The organism is Actinomycetota bacterium, assembly GCA_018333515.1.
In the GTDB taxonomy this organism is placed as follows: Bacteria; Actinomycetota; Aquicultoria; order Aquicultorales; family Aquicultoraceae; genus Aquicultor.
On the sequence record JAGXSZ010000025.1, the window covers coordinates 24,411 to 41,769 of the forward strand.

At 44.5% G+C, this 17,359-nt stretch carries 13 protein-coding genes and 1 tRNA gene; 3 read left to right on the forward strand and 11 right to left on the reverse strand.

What is annotated here, in order from left to right:
• Positions 1–6 precede the first annotated feature (6 nt).
• The 8 genes from KGZ93_06520 to KGZ93_06555 all read right to left on the reverse strand — a co-directional run bounded on the left by KGZ93_06520 (position 7) and on the right by KGZ93_06555 (position 13,443).
• Positions 7–4,131, reverse strand: coding sequence for a hypothetical protein (locus tag KGZ93_06520; protein MBS3909265.1), 4,125 nt, complete (start codon positions 4,129–4,131; stop codon positions 7–9).
• A gap of 20 nt (positions 4,132–4,151) precedes the next feature.
• Positions 4,152–4,616 (reverse strand): hypothetical protein, encoded by a 465-nt coding sequence (locus KGZ93_06525; protein ID MBS3909266.1) that lies wholly within the window; start codon positions 4,614–4,616, stop codon positions 4,152–4,154.
• Positions 4,613–5,563, reverse strand: a complete 951-nt coding sequence (locus KGZ93_06530) for a DUF4007 family protein (protein ID MBS3909267.1) — start codon at positions 5,561–5,563, stop codon at positions 4,613–4,615. The genes KGZ93_06525 and KGZ93_06530 overlap by 4 nt, the downstream gene beginning before the upstream one ends.
• Before the next feature lie 11 nt (positions 5,564–5,574).
• Positions 5,575–9,360, reverse strand: a complete 3,786-nt coding sequence (locus KGZ93_06535) for a hypothetical protein (GenBank protein MBS3909268.1) — start codon at positions 9,358–9,360, stop codon at positions 5,575–5,577.
• 9 nt (positions 9,361–9,369) lie between these two features.
• Positions 9,370–12,048, reverse strand: a complete 2,679-nt coding sequence (locus KGZ93_06540; GenBank protein ID MBS3909269.1) for a PHP domain-containing protein — start codon at positions 12,046–12,048, stop codon at positions 9,370–9,372.
• A 68-nt stretch (positions 12,049–12,116) separates the two neighbouring features.
• On the reverse strand, positions 12,117–12,347 hold the full coding sequence (locus KGZ93_06545) for a helix-turn-helix domain-containing protein (protein MBS3909270.1): 231 nt from the start codon (positions 12,345–12,347) through the stop codon (positions 12,117–12,119).
• Positions 12,348–12,485: 138 nt separating this feature from the next.
• Positions 12,486–12,890, reverse strand: a complete 405-nt coding sequence (locus tag KGZ93_06550; GenBank protein ID MBS3909271.1) for a hypothetical protein — start codon at positions 12,888–12,890, stop codon at positions 12,486–12,488.
• A gap of 109 nt (positions 12,891–12,999) precedes the next feature.
• A complete protein-coding gene (locus KGZ93_06555; GenBank protein MBS3909272.1) occupies positions 13,000–13,443 on the reverse strand; it encodes a hypothetical protein in 444 nt (147 codons plus the stop codon).
• A gap of 354 nt (positions 13,444–13,797) precedes the next feature.
• On the opposite strand from KGZ93_06555, the gene KGZ93_06560 reads away from it, so the two are divergent.
• From KGZ93_06560 to KGZ93_06570, 3 genes are read left to right on the forward strand one after another with little or no spacing between them, the layout of a single operon-like run.
• Complete coding sequence (locus tag KGZ93_06560) at positions 13,798–14,292, forward strand: hypothetical protein (protein MBS3909273.1); 495 nt, start codon at positions 13,798–13,800, stop codon at positions 14,290–14,292.
• Between the two features lie 34 nt (positions 14,293–14,326).
• Positions 14,327–14,743: a hypothetical protein gene (locus KGZ93_06565; protein MBS3909274.1), complete on the forward strand. Its 417-nt coding sequence runs from the start codon at positions 14,327–14,329 to the stop codon at positions 14,741–14,743.
• Positions 14,718–15,812, forward strand: coding sequence for a tyrosine-type recombinase/integrase (locus KGZ93_06570; protein MBS3909275.1), 1,095 nt, complete (start codon positions 14,718–14,720; stop codon positions 15,810–15,812). Before KGZ93_06565 ends, KGZ93_06570 begins: the two co-directional genes overlap by 26 nt.
• An 11-nt stretch (positions 15,813–15,823) precedes the next feature.
• Here KGZ93_06570 and KGZ93_06575 read toward each other — a convergent pair whose 3' ends face one another.
• From KGZ93_06575 to KGZ93_06585, 3 genes are all read right to left on the reverse strand, one after another.
• Entirely contained in the window at positions 15,824–16,837 is a 1,014-nt protein-coding gene (locus tag KGZ93_06575) for a tyrosine-type recombinase/integrase (protein ID MBS3909276.1), read from the reverse strand.
• Positions 16,838–16,927: 90 nt separating this feature from the next.
• A tRNA-Met gene (locus KGZ93_06580) sits at positions 16,928–16,999 on the reverse strand.
• Positions 17,000–17,122: 123 nt separating this feature from the next.
• Positions 17,123–17,359, reverse strand: a 237-nt coding sequence (locus KGZ93_06585; protein MBS3909277.1) for an FtsX-like permease family protein, incomplete at its 5' end; no start/stop codon positions are given.

The following is a 17,359-nucleotide window of genomic DNA, read 5'->3' on the forward strand; positions in this document are numbered from 1 at the left end:
CCCGGTTTACTTTTTGAACTCATCTCGGATTGTCTCCTCTATGGCAGCCAAAATATCCGCATCCGTAATGATATGATCTTGTTTGATGTGAGAAATAATATCTCTTAAGAGGACGATTAGACCCACCTTATCTCCGGGATTCTTGAACCTGTAAATCCTTTCTTTGGGATCTAACTTGGGTGCTGGCTCGGGGATTAATTTGCTTTCATCGTCAAGGTTGGTAAATGCAATGCGCTCAACCTTGCTTGCTTCGTTCTGGCCGTTCGTCGTTACCAGATAATAGGTGCAGCTCTCAGCAATTTCAATTTCCTGGGGAAGAGAATCAACTGTTATGAACTGTTTTGCAGTCAATGGGTCTTCATTCTTTGTAACACGTACTTTCACCCCAGCTTCAGGAAGTGAAACTGTTAACTTAGTCGAGCCATGATATTTTACTGCCCAGGTTCCCTGATAGCTCTGAGTTAATTCAGACGTACAGGTAAAAACAGGTGCCGGTACTTTAGGTAGACTGGTTTCAATCTTTATAAGTGCATCCTGGAATTTGTTGACATAACCAGTCGTTTGATCATAAGACCAGTCATCTACCTTACCAAGGGTGAATCCATAAGCGTTCGGGATCACTTCCAAGAAGGTTTTCTCAATATCAACCAATTTCTGCAAAGCTTCAAGCACTGTCTTTGTTGAAGGAGTTTGCCAATCTGAAGTTAGAAGTTTCTGCTCAGGATGTAAACTTTTCAACCAGGTATTAATGGCGTTGGTGTAATCCTGATACGTTTCTCCTTCTGGATGGAATAATTTCGATAATTGGGAAACAATGTTCGTTTTTATTGTAGTAGCTCGTGTTTCAATTTCTTGCTTGTCTTTTAGCAGCTCCTTAATGATTTCACTTGCTTCATCATCGCCCAATTCGGCATCTGGATTGTAGCCATAAGTTTGTTTGATTTGCTCCAATAGAATCTGGCTACCTGAATTACCCTCAGCGTTTTTCGTCAAAAAATCTACCAAGCTTTGAGCACTACTGTCATCGTTATAAACTCCTACTGCCCGCTCAAGCCGAGTCCGCTCTTTCCACCACCCTTGTAATGCACGCCATGCTTCAGCAAGAGTTTGTTGAGTGCCGGCAGCGGCTGGTTCGCTCGCAAAAAGGTTATAAATTTCATTAATCAGTTTCGCGGTTGCGGGCGTTAATGGACGTCGTTCAAGTGTCGCTAATGGGAACTTGCCAGTTGCTACATCAATGATAGTTTCAGGATCGCTGGTATCTGAATACCCTAATCCGGCAGGGTTGACTTTCAATCGAATTTCATCACCAAAATGACGTATTGCACAGGCCAGGAATAAGGCTAAGGCATATGGTCCAAGACCATATGGAGCTTCAGTCATTTCTGATAGGAGTGACCATATATTTAGAGTATCACCGCGTTTTAAGCCCTTGATATTATCGATTAAGCCAACCAGACCTGGAAATTTGATCTGGTACTTAGAAGGATTGCTTTCCAATTCATATGTGGCAATATTACCTGAGTAATCCCCCTCCTGAATCAAAACTCCGTTGTTTGCCAAAGCAAGTTTCAAATATCGTATTTCACCACGATTTTCTTTCTCTCCGTGATCAATCTGCACTGGCTTGTCCAGCTGAACGAGTTTTCCAACTGCATCGCGGAGGGCAGCGTCTTTTGATGCTGAAAAACTCTTGGGATGAGCCTTACTAAGATATTCATGGCTGGTCGTGCTACGGCTGGTGAATAACCGATTCATCAAAACGTCGGCCGGATCATATTCATTCACTGGGTCGGCTACCAGGGTTTTTCCATCCTCACGGTACCAAAGTAATCCTTTGGCTTCCAGGTATCGTTCGCGAGCATGAATAAAATCACCTACCCGACCAGTCTTTTGGTTTTCTTTACCTAGCATGTCGTCAGCTAAAGCTTTTTCCTGGAACTCCATCTTATTGTATTCGTCTGTCAACATGAATTGCTGGACCGCGATTAAATTAATGACGGCTTCCCGAATCGGAATCGCTGTTCTGGGAACGCCGGCAATTACAGTGGCCAAATGATTGGACTTCACAGCTTGTTGTGCTTGTTGTATCTCCTGATCGTTTTCACATAAAACATAAACCATCGTGCCGTCGTATCGCTCACTCCAAGTGTTTTGTGAAGCACGCTTCTGTTCTTGAAACTCCCAAAAATCGATCTCTGCTCCATCTGGCTGCTTATATTTGGCAGCCAATTCTTGAGGGGTCGCGAACACGCGAATTAGGCGCTTATCACCCAAATAATCCTGGTTATGGCCTTTGGCGTCCGTCCAGATTTCCCATCTTTTTTCTGCTAATTTACCCACCTTTTCTGATAGGTTTAAAGGTTGGTTAAGGATATCTTGCTTAATCCCGTTGACCAGAGTGTCTAAGTCAGCCATATTGCTTCGGCGGAACTCGTATTCACCTGATGGGGATTGGAACAAGATTTTATTTGACATCAGGCTTTTTAGTTCGCTGCCTAACATCTTCTTGTCATTCCCTGATACGAGGTTCAAACCGAATTCCAATGTCTGTTGGGTCACATTCACATTGCATACTCGATAGACAAAGATCAGGTCTAGGACTCTTTTTGTAAAAGCATCAATTTCACGGCTCAGCGTGTTTTTATAAGCGAACCGTCGTGCTTCTTCTACAGCAGCCAGATAATTTCGGATATGGTCACGGATATCTGGACGTACCATCAACGTGGTATCTGTGAAACTGGGTTTGAAATAGGTGGCAAGATATTCTGGTGTGTATATTTCCAGCTCACCATTCGGTCTGGTCACATCGTAATTCCGCACAAACCAGGAGTATCCACCTTCCGGAGGATTCTCACCAAAACGCCGGAAAAACGAGAAGACTGATCGTGCATCCGATCCCAATTCTTTCGACATCTTCGTAAGGCAAAATGTCGTCATCGGGTGAGCCGGATAAATATTCTTCACAATTTGATCCAGGAGTTGAGGTTCATCCAAATAATCAAAGATTTTCATGCGCTTGGCATCGCCGGCCATTTTAGTCAGCAGCCAGGAATTCTTTTTTATAACCTCATCCTGCCAGGTCGTATTTTCAGTTTTTGGCGATACCAACGCAGCGATAATTTGTTCCAGTTCTTCGGACTCAAGGCTGACTTCAGTAACTCGGTCCCTTACCACTCGAAAATCCATTTGAAGCGGTGTGTTCGCTCCATATGCTTCAAAACGTCGATGCCCTGTTCCAATGAATATTAATTGCATCCCATCAATGCCATCTTTAGACATTTCTGCAAAACCCTGGAAGATGCTCATGCTGACACGACCCTCGGATAGGGCATACCCAAATTCATCAGCTAAAAACACCAACCCCTTATAACGCTTTTGGAAATCATGATTCGCTAGAAGATCTTTGAGAATATCCAAAAGGCTGTCGTTCTTAAATTTCATCTTGCTCTTGGTAGCCTTTTGGTAGGCTTCCTGGAATTGATCCATGGCTGAGTTTTGATTTAATCGGAGATTGGATTTGAGCTGTTCCAATGATTGACGTGGATCATCGCCTCCTAAATGACTCAGGAAGTCATTGAAAGTGCCGACCAGATGGCCAGCCTGTTCATCATGCTCATATTCTTCAATCCATTTCAATGCGCCTTTAAACTGGGTATCTAAAACGATACTTTCTGCGCCTTCATTTTGCAGGGCTTTTTCCAGAGCGCTGATCAGCATTTCATCAAATAGTTTTGCCTCTCCAAAATCACAAGGAGCGACCAAATAACGACCATCACCACGCATGTTGCGAATTTTTTCAGAACCAGTTCGGTCGCGTTTAGCCCAGTTATCAAAGAAAGCTGTCATCTCCAGATCGGTTGGCTTGGAGGAAAAGTAATTTGCCAGCATGAGACACAAATGGCTTTTACCTGTACCATAACTGCCCGTCAGCATGAATACTTTTTCTTTATTCTCTTTACTGGGTAATTGCGCCTGTGCTAAGGATATAAACGCTTCGCGGTGAGAGCGAATCGGGACATAACCCCGCATATGATCGCGGTTTTCATTGTCGTTGTAGTAATAATCAAGCAAACGAACTTGATCGCCGTAGGCTGTGTGGAAGTTTACAAGATCAAATATTTTCGTCATAGTGATCCTCCCCTTGGGGTTTAGATTGCTTCGAACTCGTTGAGCGGCAGAATGCGTGGTTGGCCGCTGGAATTGTTGAATTGGGCTGTTGCCAGAATTTCATCGCTCTGAATGAAAAAGGCAAAGGTTTTTTCAGTTACTCCTGGAGAACGCAACTGAACTTTCATCCAGTGCAGCAATGCCTGTTTATCTTCAGGTTTCCAGGTGTTGAAAAGGAAGTCTGGATTATCAATCAGAATAAACTCTTCTGTCACTTGCAATCCCAACAAATATTCCTTCAAAAAACCGAAACCGCATTGAGTAATTTTTGGCAGGTCGGGTTGTTTTATAAATGCCTGTTGAAGGTCAAGATAATAAATGCCGGCGCGTTGTGCTGCTGCTCGTTTTGCGAACGAAGTTTTCCCTGATTTTGCTGGATAATGCACAATAAATGCCCGCTTATCTTCGCTGCTTTGTTGGTCCAGATACTTAAAAAAGTTGATCATCGGGATTCACCTTTCAAGTATTGGGTTGCTGCAGATAACCAGGTGGTGTCTCGTTTAAACCGTACCTGATCCAACCCCGACCGAACTTCTACAGATAATAGTCCAGCGTTATGTAATTCGTCTAAAGCCTTGCGAACTGAAGCCTGGTTCTGCCGGAAGATACGACCGGGGCTGAAATTCCCATCCACAATGAGCGGAATTTCAAGGGAAGGCGCGCCAGGATAATATTGATCACGATAAACCAGGAGGCTGCTGAGCCAAACCAGCGGCGGAATAACAGCTGTATTTGAATTGAACTCGTATTTTGGGCCGCCAACATGAGTAATCAGGTCAAGCGGCGAAAAGATTTCCTCGGTATAACAACGGATTGCGCCACGCAATTCAGCCGGTGCTTTCTTTTTCAGCGTTTGTTCAGACCACTTGTCCGAAGCGCTGGTTAACACTTGGGTGATTTCACCAAGATCCACTTCCGCTTTTCGAACCGGTAATTCATTAAACGCGATACTCCAGATCACCAGACTGGCGTTCGAGGCCAACATGTAATGGAATAACCACAAAAGACCTTTATTATCCAGGTAGGGGGATTGAGCAAGCACCCGCGTACCAAATGGTGTCAAAATGTTTTCGGAATTTATCAAATAGATTTTACGGCCAAAGGATAAAGTGGCTTCCGTTCGGGCTGAAGGGATTGAAAGAAGCTGGGCGATCTGTTCAATCGTGAGTTTACTGGCTTTCAAATCACTGAGCTGATGCAGGATACGGCTGAGATGGATGCTGTGGATCTCATAATGACGGGTCAATTCCAAGCGCGCATTCGCCGGAAGTAACCCGGAAAGAGTCAGTCCAGGAATATCTTTTTGTAACGGGATAAATTCAATCGTCTGTTCAATGGCGACGGTTTTTTGCGGTTTTGGAGGATCATCAAATAAATTAGGCTGTATGGGCATATAAGTTCCTCCTAGGCTTCCGTTTCTTCATCAATTTCATCTTCTTCTCCTGGTTCTACAACCAACCCCTGGGCAGCTTCTTGCGCAGCGATTTCCTGGTTGAGCGCGACCAGCCGTGTAAAGATTTCGCGTTGGGCTGCCGGTGAAGGCATGAAGCGGATCTTCTTGCGGTCATTGGGGTAAAAATCGTGCTGCAAATTAATATCTTCCCAGCCATAGCAAGCTATAACGGAGTTATCCATATCGATTTGTAGATTACGTATATACTGAATATCTCCATCATTAACCTTTGGATTATTGAACAAGTTGTAAATTTTTGTCAGACCAAGAATTCGTTGTTGCATAATTTGTTGTCTGTAATTATAGAAATTCTTACCTGTTTCGTCAGTTTTTTCAATTTCCTTCTTACCAATAGATTGAGGGAATGGAAAAGTCTGATAACAATAAGCAAGAGTATAAGAGTTTCTTGCTTCGAGAGTTGAAGCAAGGCGTTTTTGCCAAATTTCATGAGTACTAGATTGCAGAAGTGCAAAATGATAATAATCATCAAAAGTGAATATCCCTAATTTGCATGATAGTATTTGGTTCGGGTCTGTAAATGACAATATATGATGTTCACTAACTAGACTTCGAACCAATATTCGTGAAAGGTCACTTATGGCAATTCGTAACCCTTTTCGATATTCTCCATAGAGCCACCACTTCAGTCTATTTCGTTCCCTATTTACTTTATCTCTTTGGGGTTTTACTTTCTCTTGGACAATACTCATTAAATCTGGGTACTCACTTGCCTTTTTGAAATCATAGTCATGAAAACAGATCGCATATCTTTTTGATTTTTGACCCAAGTTTGCATTAACATCTTCTCCAGTAAGATATGGAAACAAACACTCCGAATTATTGGGATCTTTCGTTATCAGGTTCTTCGCAGTTTGCTCATCCAGAATAAAACCTATGCCGTAGGGAATATCACCTTGAAATGAAGTGCCAAGATTTTGGATTAATTTATGTGGGGTCGTTTCGGGTACATCATCTAAATATGACGAAATAAAGGGTACATTAGTATTATCCAAATAACGAAGATTTTCTCTTGTAGATCTTATTGATTTTGATTTAAACATAGCAACTAAATTAACTTCTACATTTGCGTCCCCTCGCCATTTAACATATCTATCTGCAAAGTAAATTTCAAAACCTTTTTCTAATAAGTATGAAATCCCTGTTCGTCTAGTATCTCCTTGTGCAATTGAATTTGTTGCAACAAATCCTGAGCAACCCCACTCGTTGAGTATTTTTTCTGCAAGTCGAAAAAAGTAAGAACATAAATCAGCTGCGCCAATACTAGGAATAAAGGTGGATTTTAAATATTGTAGGAAATAATCTCCCAGCTCTCCACTTATTTTCAATCCACCGAGAAACGGGGGATTTCCGACGATTACATCAAACCCTTTGGCTTCTTCCTTCCAAAAAATTCCGGGGAATTCTAATCCCCAATGAAGGGAGTAAGCATTACCTAATGAAATTTGTACTTTGTTTTGCAATATATTTTGAGCTTCGTTGAGTTCGGATCCATTTTGATATACTTTTGCCAAGATGTGTAACTCATTGGCAGTGATCTTCACCCCCATTTTTTGTGCCACAACTAAGTTTCCTATTTGTTTATAAGGCGTTAGAATTTTCTCTACTTCTTCCAAATTTAATTCTTGCTGGTGAACGTCCTCAGCACGACTCACAATCTGGTTAGCAATTTTTTGAAGTAAAGTATTGGCTTCACCCATCTTCTGTTGTAGTGAGTGAACTTGTTGCAATAACAGATACTGGCCTCTGGCTTCAGCCACTTCTGACTTTGCCGTAGACTTACTAAAATCGTCTTGCTTTAGTAAGGTTTCAATTTCCTCCAGGCTGGCACCCAGCAGGCTGTTGCCCTGTTTAAGGTGATGATCTAAAAATGAAAGTGGCTGTCCTAACTGCATTGTAGCCAACCACAACGAGAGCTTGGCAAGCTCGACGGCCATCTGGTTGATATCCACACCATACAGGCAATTCTCCACGATGCGTTTACGCCAGAGATCAGCGTCCAGGTTGATGTTGTCATTTGTCCAGGGGGTTCGGGTGAATACCCAGAGGATAAAGTTGGTCATCTGATGGGCGATGTGCACCAAAAAATGTCCGCTGCCCATGGCGGGATCACAGGCGCGCAGGTTGAGCACCTGGCTCTCGACAAATTGTTCCAACTCGCTGTCAACCCGCTCCTGCAGCCGGCGGCGTTGTGCTTCACCGGGCGTTGCATCGATTTCGGCCAGCCATTGGGTGAAATTGGGCTCAAATTCCTGCCAGCGCTCATTCAGCAGGCGCAGTACTGTCTGCTTGACCAGACGTTCCACCAGGTCTTCGGCGGTGTAATGCGTGCCGGTGGCTTTGCGCTCATGCGGGCTTTGGGCGAAATAAACCTTCCCCTTTTTCAGGAGCTCATCATTCGGTTTGCGCTCCGTCTTCTCAGCGCTCAGATATTTGACTTTACCGTCTTTATCCCGCCGCGCCAGCAGCTCTTCTTCGGCAATAAACAAGCGATACTCGATCATGCCTTCATACAGGCTGCCTAAATGCCGCACCGACAGATCACGGTAATCGATGCGCTCCGGATCCGTTTCATCATTGGGATCTGAAAGGTAAGCCAGTTCGACCAGTGCTTCCGCCAAAAATCGGTTGGCGATCTTGCATTCCTTCAAATAAACTTTGTCGTCATTCTCAAACAGGCCGCCATTATACGGCGGGATACCCATATATTCGTCGCTGTACTGAATGGCATTGAACAGTGTGTTAAGTTGATCCCAAAGATTGGTCTGCTGGATAGCGTTATTACCGGGGTTGAGGTGAACGGCATAGGCATCTTCCACCAACCGGTTCAGGCTGATAGCCTGGTAATCCTCTCGGTCCATTGGCAGAAGGTTGCGCGATTCGGCGTAAAAAATGAATAACAGTCGATACAGCAAATAGGTTGCATTGCGGTAAATCTCATCCCGCTCCGCGTCGGTGAAAGCCCGTGTTCCACTGGGGTCGATGGCATGCACCAACCCCATGCAGAGCTGCGCCATAATTCCATCCCCGCCACCGGGGGTATTCAGATTATCGCTGACACTGGTCTTTAGATATTTTTCTGTGGCCTCAGTCGCTTGAATCGATTGCTCAAAAAATGCATCCAGTTTATTTTTGCCAGTGGATTCATCCTTTTCCAACGAATCTTCAAGCCGGACAATATGATGAAAGAGATAGGCTGCCAGCCGGTCATCCTGCCCTTTGAGCAAATCGATCAGATCAATTTCTAAAAAGGATTCATATTTTCGAAGGTTTTTGGCATCCAGCAAGCGCCATTGATCCCCGTTGGTTAAAATGATCCAACGAAGATCGTGTTCCTGTTTTTGCAGCGCCAGGTTCACCGCCTGGATCATCCAGTGCTGACCTTTAGGCAGCGTGCCATCTGGCGCATGCCCATCCAACTTTTGGCGCTCACCAACCACATAACAGATCGCGAGCGGACTCTCACGTTCCCACGGCGCGACCAGATACCAGGCTTCAGGAAATTCAGATCCCACTTCGACCAAATCCAAAGTTTGTTGATTCAGCAGGGGGCGAATCCAGGTTTCGACCAGACTATGTGGAGAAGAGAAATCAGCATTTCGATACCAATCCCGGGCACTTTCGTGGACGAGATAGTTGGCAGAAGCGATTTCTTCTTCTGTGGGATGAAGATTTCTCAGGAAAATATTGTTAAAAAGGAGATGGTTGGTGTATGCCATAGTAAAGTTTTACTTTTGCTCCGGATGGATGTTGTATTTCTTGGATCGCAGAATATAAGGATCCTCGCCACCTTCCAGGTGGTCTATAACCGCTTTCTTTACTTCCGGGCGGTCAATCGCGCCAGAGGCAACTACACGCCCAGATGTCGCGCCGGCCTTAAGCACAATAAATTGATCTGAATCGGATGCCACGGCCACGCTGGAATTATGGGTTGTCAGAATAAATTGGCGTGAGTTCTTACCACGACGCAGCTTCTTAGCGATATCCTCCCAGACTGAAATGATATCTAATGCATCTTCGGGTTGATCAATTACAACCGGCATTGTGCCATCACATAATGCAATGATGAGCAGGGCAGTGCATTTCTGGCCAATCGAGAGCTCGGTCAGATCATCGTAAACTCCGCCTTCTTTGCGGAAACGAATGGAGGGTACATCAGCAGGGAAGCAATTATGTTGCAATGCCAATACTCTGGTGAAATCATCGGTTGACCAAGCCTTTTCAATCACTCTTTTTGCCCAAGTCTCTGTCAAACCAGCCTCAGCTGCTAGGTGAGCATCATTGCGGTCAAGAATAAGTTGTACAAATCGTCTCGGTAGAATGCCGTTTGCAATCTTGGTTCGATCCGCAACAGAGGGGGCATTCTGACCGCCCTTTAGTAGTTCTGAAAGGTTGTTTTCGTAATCAGTTCGGTCAGCAGCATGATTAAGAATAAGCTGCAGCTTCTCATCCGATAATCTTGTTAATTCATCATATTTTTCTTTGCGGATATCGAATTTTCTGCGGTAAGCTCGTTCAAGTTGGTCTAAATATGCATTTCGGTTGCTCAATAATCCAGCCAGGTTTTCACTCAGAGAACGGCAATCGCGTTCTTCCTTTTCTTGGGTAGCTAGTTGCTTTTGCAACCGCCTGCGCTCACGCTCTTTGGCTTCACGATCTCCGCCAATCTCCTTGAGTAGGGCAGCATATGCCTCTGATACTTTAGTAAATTCGGGCATCCAGGTTTCGTACGATTTGGTGATCTGCTCTTTTGTGGAGATTAATTGGGGTATTGAATTTGCTAATGCTTGACTGACGATGGCTTTAGCCTGGCCTGCACTAGCATGTTGTTCTTTGAGTACAGGATCATTCGCAAGTTCTTGAGGGAGATCCTCGAGAGAATGATTGCCTAAATCTACTTGCCACTCCCGAACCTTATCGATAAGCTCGTTTACATAATTAATCTTTTCTTCGAAAGTTTCTTTTTTCTTTTCAACTGCCTTCACTTCATCGAACAGTGGATCTGCTAAGTACCGGTTTATCGATTCTATTTGCTCCTTGAGTGTGCGTATCTCACGCTGGCAATTTTCCAATCGCCCTCGAGCTTGAATAGCTTGATTTAGGGTTGCGTCATTTTCTAACAACCTGGTTCGAACATCAGTAATCTCAGCTTCTGTGGGTCTGGTGTCAATAAATCGATCCATCAATTGCAATTGTGCATTTTTATCTTCAGCAATCTTGATGACTTCGGTTTGACTGTATGCGAGGATTGGGAATAAGCGGGTGATGTCCCCTTTGTACTCATCGTCTGTTGATAAATTCACACAGCTTAATGTACTATTGCATTCTAAGCTGCGAGGACCATTCGCTCGTCCTTCAAAGACTCGACGAATTCGATACTGAGTTCCATCTGCAACCTGGTAAATTACTTCAACTGGATTCCCAGCTTCGAGACGTTTTTCAAGTTTCTTAATATGGTCTTCCAGCAGGTTTTCGTCAGATGAAGGTGCCTGGTCTAATGCAAAACGTAGAATTTCAATTGCCAATGATTTTCCGACACCTTTACCACCAATTAAACAATTAAGCCCTTCATGAAAATCAAATCTCTGGTTTCGCAAGAAACCTGTTGGACCAACCTTCATCCCAATGATCTTTGAATAACCATTCTCTCCGTGCATTCCCATTAACTGAATGCGAACTTCTGGATCTGCAAAGCATTGGCGAAGACCTTCAATATCTAATTGATCAAGCTTAAACCAGGAATGCCGGCTTCCAATGCCAGCCGCCGAATGTTTCGTTGGTTCTTGTGGATCTGAATTATCTGATGCCTGGTAAAAAGCTGGTATACGTTTGATGTGGTGTGCTTCATCAAACCCAGCAGGTAATCTTCCACTAGCACATTCGACTGCATCAAACTGGGCCTCATTGATAATTTTCAGCAGAGGAGCGGGAACATTTATGCTGCCGTCCTCTTTGATTTTAAGGTTGTCGTTGAAAACACCTTTTAGCTGATCGATATGTGCCAGAACTGCCAACCCACCTCTAGAATGTATCGTATCAACTACTTCATAGACACTTTTTGTGCAAACCGTCTCTGATTTTCCAAACTCATCAGGCTTTAAATCTAGTTTCCCGAGTAAACCTTCCACGTCTTTTTGAGTTGCACTTGGATCAAATATAGCAACGAGGTGGCCGAGTTCCAGGGATAGCTCCACACCTGGGAAAATCACAAGGTCTCTGCCCGCAGCAGCTTTTTTCATCTCATCGATCCATGCCGCATTGTTGTGATCGGTTACTGCAATCCCTTGCAATCCCATGTCTAATGCTGCTTGGATAATTTGCTCAGCGGTTTGTTTTTTATCTAAATAACACCTGGATGCCGGTGTGTGTACATGAAGATCGAGTTTGTAAAAATGGAGACCTGACATATTTCCTCCCTAACTTCCTTGATCTGACATTTGTGAAAAAGGGTGTGATATTTCTTTACGCATTCTTTTCATTGTCCCTTCTTCTGAGGTGTTACATCTTCTGGATCAGAGCCAGGGACCCTAAGGGCGTCTTTTTCTTGATCCTTGGTCCATTGAATAATCGTCTCTTTTCTGAAGCGCCAATGCTTTCCCACTTTGAAGCCAGGTAACCGTTTATCTTGAACAAATTTATAAACAGTCGATAATGGGAGTCGTAAATATTCAGCTACTTCCTCTGCCGTCAGGAATTCGGAGTCCATAAGAGCCTCCCAAGTATATTGTTTAAACACAGTTGCTTGAGATTATTATAGCATCGCAAGGGAAAAGAGAAACAAAAAAACGCCCCTCAGTTTATTTTTGAGCGTTTTATCGTTTGACGAAACCTACTTCGGATCGAATTACTTGTTCAATCCGTATTTTTCAAACACATTCTTTATTATTTCTGTAGCCTCTGGAGAACTGGTTGAAATGTTGTCTTCCTTTAGAAGTCTTTCAACCTCAAAAATGGCTAACACTAACCTAGAGCGATCCTGTCCTTGTAAATGTGAAAATCGATAATATAGTTTCAGTAACTTGGGCTCAGGTTTCGGAAGATCTAATACTTTGTAAACATCAATTCCGAGTGTCCCCGCAATGCTCAGAATTTCTGGTCCTTCAGGTAAAAACTCGCCATGCAACCAGCCCAATACCTTGGAAGGTGGATAGCATAACAGATCGCAAAAGGCTATGAAATCTTCCTCACCCGCCTGGGATCGGCTCCATCGTTTGTACGCTCTGTTAAACCAGGCCGGAAAGTTGGACATGTGGTTTTACTTTTCAAGGATTACGATGTGGAATATGAAAAATATGTTCGCCTCTAATCATATAATATTTTCTTCAATCTGACAACGAATCCCCCTTCATTTCATCAGATCATCTTGAGAGTATTTGATCCTCTTGTTGATCATGGACCGGGCTTGTTTTAAAAGGATCGCACAATCCTAATTGACCCGCCATCGCCATCATCTGGTCACGGCTATCTGTGCCAAATTTCTTTTTCAAAGCACTTATATGTAATCGAATGGTCGCTTCGGTTAACCCTAGTTTTAGCGCAATTTGTTCTGGCGTATATGCCCTTGCCAGTAATTGCAAAACACTGATTTGCCGCTCTGATAATGCCGGCGCTTTTCTTTTCGGTTTAGGTGGCTGACCCGCGAGAACAATCAAGCCATTAACTTGCACTTCTGGGCAATCATCCAAAGCGTAACCAGGCACATTTCTGCCATCCCGGATGATCTTTACCAAATCCTGAACATCGTCGACCACATTTTGGTAAAGAACAGACCCTTCATCATTGAAAACCACGATGGATGGCATCGAAGAAATCCTCCCCTATGTTGACCTGAAATAATGGCTCATAACGCATAAATCCCCCCTGAACAAGCATGCATCTATCCAGAGAGGACCTTGTAGTTGATGGTATAGGTGGGAGTTGGTCATTCTAGAGTCGTATGCGCAAGTGAGGTAACAGTAGAAAATTTGAGGGTTTATATTAGAACATCTGTTCAGTAAAATTATAGGCGAGATTATCTTATTGTGCAAGTAGATGAAGGAAAAATCTATATATCAATTTCGATAGGTATCAAGGCAAATACCCTATCGAAATTAATAGATTGAGGTAGCTCAGCCTGGGTGTTATCCTACTCGTAACTCTTTTAGAAAGGATCGCCAATGAACACATGCTTTCTGACAAAATCAGTCAAAACGCAGAATACCAGGCTTGTCTCGCAGCTAGACACCATTCATGATGACTTAACCCGCTTATTCGGATACGTATCTCAGCTTTCGGATTTATCAATTGAACAGTTGGAAACCCTTGATATTGAAGATCAAGTAGACGAGATCCACAACAGTTTGAGACGATTTGAAGCTCGCTGCATGGCAAACAGGGTAATGATAAATGAAAATGAGTTTGCACAGATGGCAAGCGATGTGACTGAAATTACATCACCAAAATCAACTGGCGATTGGTACACCGTGCGACGCGAAGCCAAACGCGCCAATAAACTGGCCAGCCAGTTGACTGACTCGATCAGAAAAATTCGCACGGGCTTAGGCGAAAATCAAGATGCCGGCGTAATTCCAGAAGATATCCTTCAGATCAAACAAGCTTTTGGAAATCCTGTCAACGATTTCGGGTCGGATGACCTGCTGATGCATGGATAAAGTACAAAACACTATTTCTTAGGAGTATCGTTGGATGGAAGTAAGAATTCACCGGACCAAATTACCTCATAACGTCATCATCAAAGCACCAGGGTTATTGCCGATGTTGTATACCCCGCGTGAAATTTGTGAAGAACTGGATATTGCCGAAAGTACATTGCGGGATTGGTTACAAATAGATGTTCCCCACCAAAGAGACAACCGTAACAGGATTTGGATCAACGGAGAAGAGTTTGCCAGATGGGTAAACAACCAACGTAAACCTAAAGTGACCAATAAGCTAAATGAAGATGAAGCGTATTGTTTGCGTTGTAACCAGGTATCCAAATTACTTTCTCCTCAGATTCAACCGATCAAGGGAAACCTGGTCTTAATCAAAGGCACTTGTGCAAATTGTGGAGCCGTTATTAATCGTGGAGCCCATCGTGATCGAACGCCAGAACTATCTTAAGGTCAAAGAACATCTCAAATACCTCGATGAGGTTCTACAGTTGAACCAAGCTTCTGTTGAACGCTATCGATTCTATTTGCGTCATCTACTCCTGTGGGCGGATGATCAAAATTTCCGCCATGTCCAGACTATTCGGCCGACCCTACCGTCCTATCTGGCTTCATTACCAGGTAAGGAAGGAAAAAGAACCCTGGCCAGCGCATCCCAAAAGAAGATCATTGACTCAAGTAAGCGCTTTTTCCGTTGGGCAAAAGTAACATATCCTCGTGAAATGAACAGCCTTCCTGTTTCATGGATTGATACTTTACGCCGACCTCGCCAACCGCAGTTATCTTCAGAGAATGTTTTTGTTTCTTTGGATGAGGTACAAGAATTAATCAATACCCCTGTACCCGAAAATAACCTGGCCTTATTACGCGATAAAGCAGCTGCTGCCATGCTCTTCCTTTCAGGTATGCGTGCCAGTGCCTTCACCACATTGCCGATTGAGGCGGTTGATCTTGAAAATCTGAGACTTCGCCAATGGCCAGAACTGGGCGTTCATACCAAGAATGGAAAGAAGGCGACTACTTTTCTGTTGAACATTCCTGAAATTCTTGCGCCGGTTCGCCAATGGGATGAATTTGTCCGTAAGTCACTTCCTGGCTCAAGTCCCTGGTATGCACCGATCGCGCATTCCTGGGGGGATCAGTTTCTTTCACAGGATGAACCGGGAAAGACGCGCTCCCAGGCGCTTCAAAAACGCTTGGAGTTATTGTTCTCCTCGGCGCACCTTGAATTTAAATCTCCTCACAAATTCCGGCATGGACACGCCGTCTACGGGTTACTTCATGCCCAGACCATGGCGGATTATAAAGCAGTCTCCATGAACCTGATGCACGAGAGTATCGAGATCACTGACAGCACTTACGCTCCCATGTTATCTTCCGATGTTCAAGAGCGGATTGCAGGGCTGTCAGGGAAGGCGATGTCCACGCCGGGTGATGAGCTTGAGGTCTTCCTTAATAAGCTTGACCGAGAAAGCCAGAAAAAGGCATTGATGTTTATCGCAGGGAAGTTAGCTCAATGAAGATTTCTTGGTTACAGACGCATGTTATCAGCTGGGCTGGCTTTGCGATGCGCTTGCTCCACATCCACTTCGGCTATCTGGGCATAATGACGTACCATATCAAGCGATCCATGACCCAGAAGCGATTGGAGGGTAAAAACATCTCCTCCAGAACGCAGGTAGGTGATGGCGAAGGTATGCCTGAATTTATGCGGATAAGCTTTCCTGATTTCTGCCCTGTCTCCCAACCGATTGATCAAGACACGCAAACTATCCTTGTTGAAAGCTCGGTCCGCATGGCTGATGAAGAGGGGGGCGTCGGGATCGTCCCCATCCTCTCGGCTGGCAAGATAACGCCAAACCGCTTTTCGCGCAACTTTACCCAGGTACACAGTGCGTCCTTTACCGCCTTTCGCGCCACCTGCCACTCCATGACGAATGGTGACTTTTCCGGTTTTAAGATCTACATCGTTGATGATCAGAGAACACAACTCAGTTGCTCGCAATCCAGTATCCAGCAACATCAACACAATCGCCTGGTCACGGTTGGAACTCGGCCGGCGCATTACAAATTTCTTCCTTTCCTCAGTCTGCGATTCACGGGAATAAACACACGCCTTGAGAATTTTTTCAACGTCTTCTTTGGAAAATGTTTCAACAGGATGTTTTTGAAACTTCGGGGCAGTGATTTCTTTTGCGGGATTGGGAAACTTGAACTCCACCTGCAGCCATCCGAAAAAGGATCGAAACGTTACCCACACATTTCGGATGGATTTAGCGGACAGCGGCTCGGAGCTTCCGTTCCAACGGCTCGGTTTATATTCGGTTCTCAACCAGGCCATGTAGCCGGTCAGGTCGGAAGATTGAATTTCCGATACCTCTCGATCTCCGATGTATTTCAACCAATGACCGAGAGTGAACTCATAGGAGGTAATTGTGCGTTGGCTTAATCCCTCTGCTGTTTTAAATTTTAGGAAGCCGTCGATGGCTTTGGCTAAGGAAAGTGAAACTTTGGATTTTGACGTACCCGGCGAACTGCGGTTCATAAGAAATTCCTCCATTTTTGGAAAAATGTCTACCGCTGTGCGCCAGGCTAACGAAAAACCAGAGCCCGACGGACTCTGGTTTGACTTTAGTAGCGGGGAGTGGATTCGAACCACTGACCTCCGGGTTATGAGCCCGACGAGCTACCTCTGCTCTACCCCGCATCAATGGGCGTATTGTACTCGCTCCCCATCCATCCGTCAAGGGCATTGACAGGCTAACAGGCTGGCCGCCAAAAAGGATTTCAACAGAATACGCGACTCACCGTCGGGTATTCTACGGAGCCATTACTCGTAGCGCAGGGCTTCTACCGGTTCCAGGTTGGCCGCCCGGTTAGCCGGGTACAACCCAAAGAACAAACCGATGGCGGTTGAAAACATGGTCGCCAATAAAATCGCATCCAAATCGACCCGTGGGTGGAAGGGAGTGCCCGATTGAACCGCCACTTGTCCAACGATAAAAGAGATCAACCAGCCAAAACCAATTCCGATCAGCCCACCGAATAAAGAGAGCAGCGATGACTC

Excerpts from the sequence above, each read along its gene's own strand:
- KGZ93_06520 (MBS3909265.1), bottom strand. The coding sequence starts at position 4,131 with ATGACGAAAATATTTGATCTTGTAAACTTCCACACAGCCTACGGCGAT.
- KGZ93_06525 (MBS3909266.1), bottom strand. The coding sequence starts at position 4,616 with ATGATCAACTTTTTTAAGTATCTGGACCAACAAAGCAGCGAAGATAAG.
- KGZ93_06530 (MBS3909267.1), bottom strand. The coding sequence starts at position 5,563 with ATGCCCATACAGCCTAATTTATTTGATGATCCTCCAAAACCGCAAAAA.
- KGZ93_06535 (MBS3909268.1), bottom strand. The coding sequence starts at position 9,360 with ATGGCATACACCAACCATCTCCTTTTTAACAATATTTTCCTGAGAAAT.
- KGZ93_06540 (MBS3909269.1), bottom strand. The coding sequence starts at position 12,048 with ATGTCAGGTCTCCATTTTTACAAACTCGATCTTCATGTACACACACCG.
- KGZ93_06545 (MBS3909270.1), bottom strand. The coding sequence starts at position 12,347 with ATGGACTCCGAATTCCTGACGGCAGAGGAAGTAGCTGAATATTTACGA.
- KGZ93_06550 (MBS3909271.1), bottom strand. The coding sequence starts at position 12,890 with ATGTCCAACTTTCCGGCCTGGTTTAACAGAGCGTACAAACGATGGAGC.
- KGZ93_06555 (MBS3909272.1), bottom strand. The coding sequence starts at position 13,443 with ATGCCATCCATCGTGGTTTTCAATGATGAAGGGTCTGTTCTTTACCAA.
- KGZ93_06560 (MBS3909273.1), top strand. The coding sequence starts at position 13,798 with ATGAACACATGCTTTCTGACAAAATCAGTCAAAACGCAGAATACCAGG.
- KGZ93_06565 (MBS3909274.1), top strand. The coding sequence starts at position 14,327 with ATGGAAGTAAGAATTCACCGGACCAAATTACCTCATAACGTCATCATC.
- KGZ93_06575 (MBS3909276.1), bottom strand. The coding sequence starts at position 16,837 with ATGAACCGCAGTTCGCCGGGTACGTCAAAATCCAAAGTTTCACTTTCC.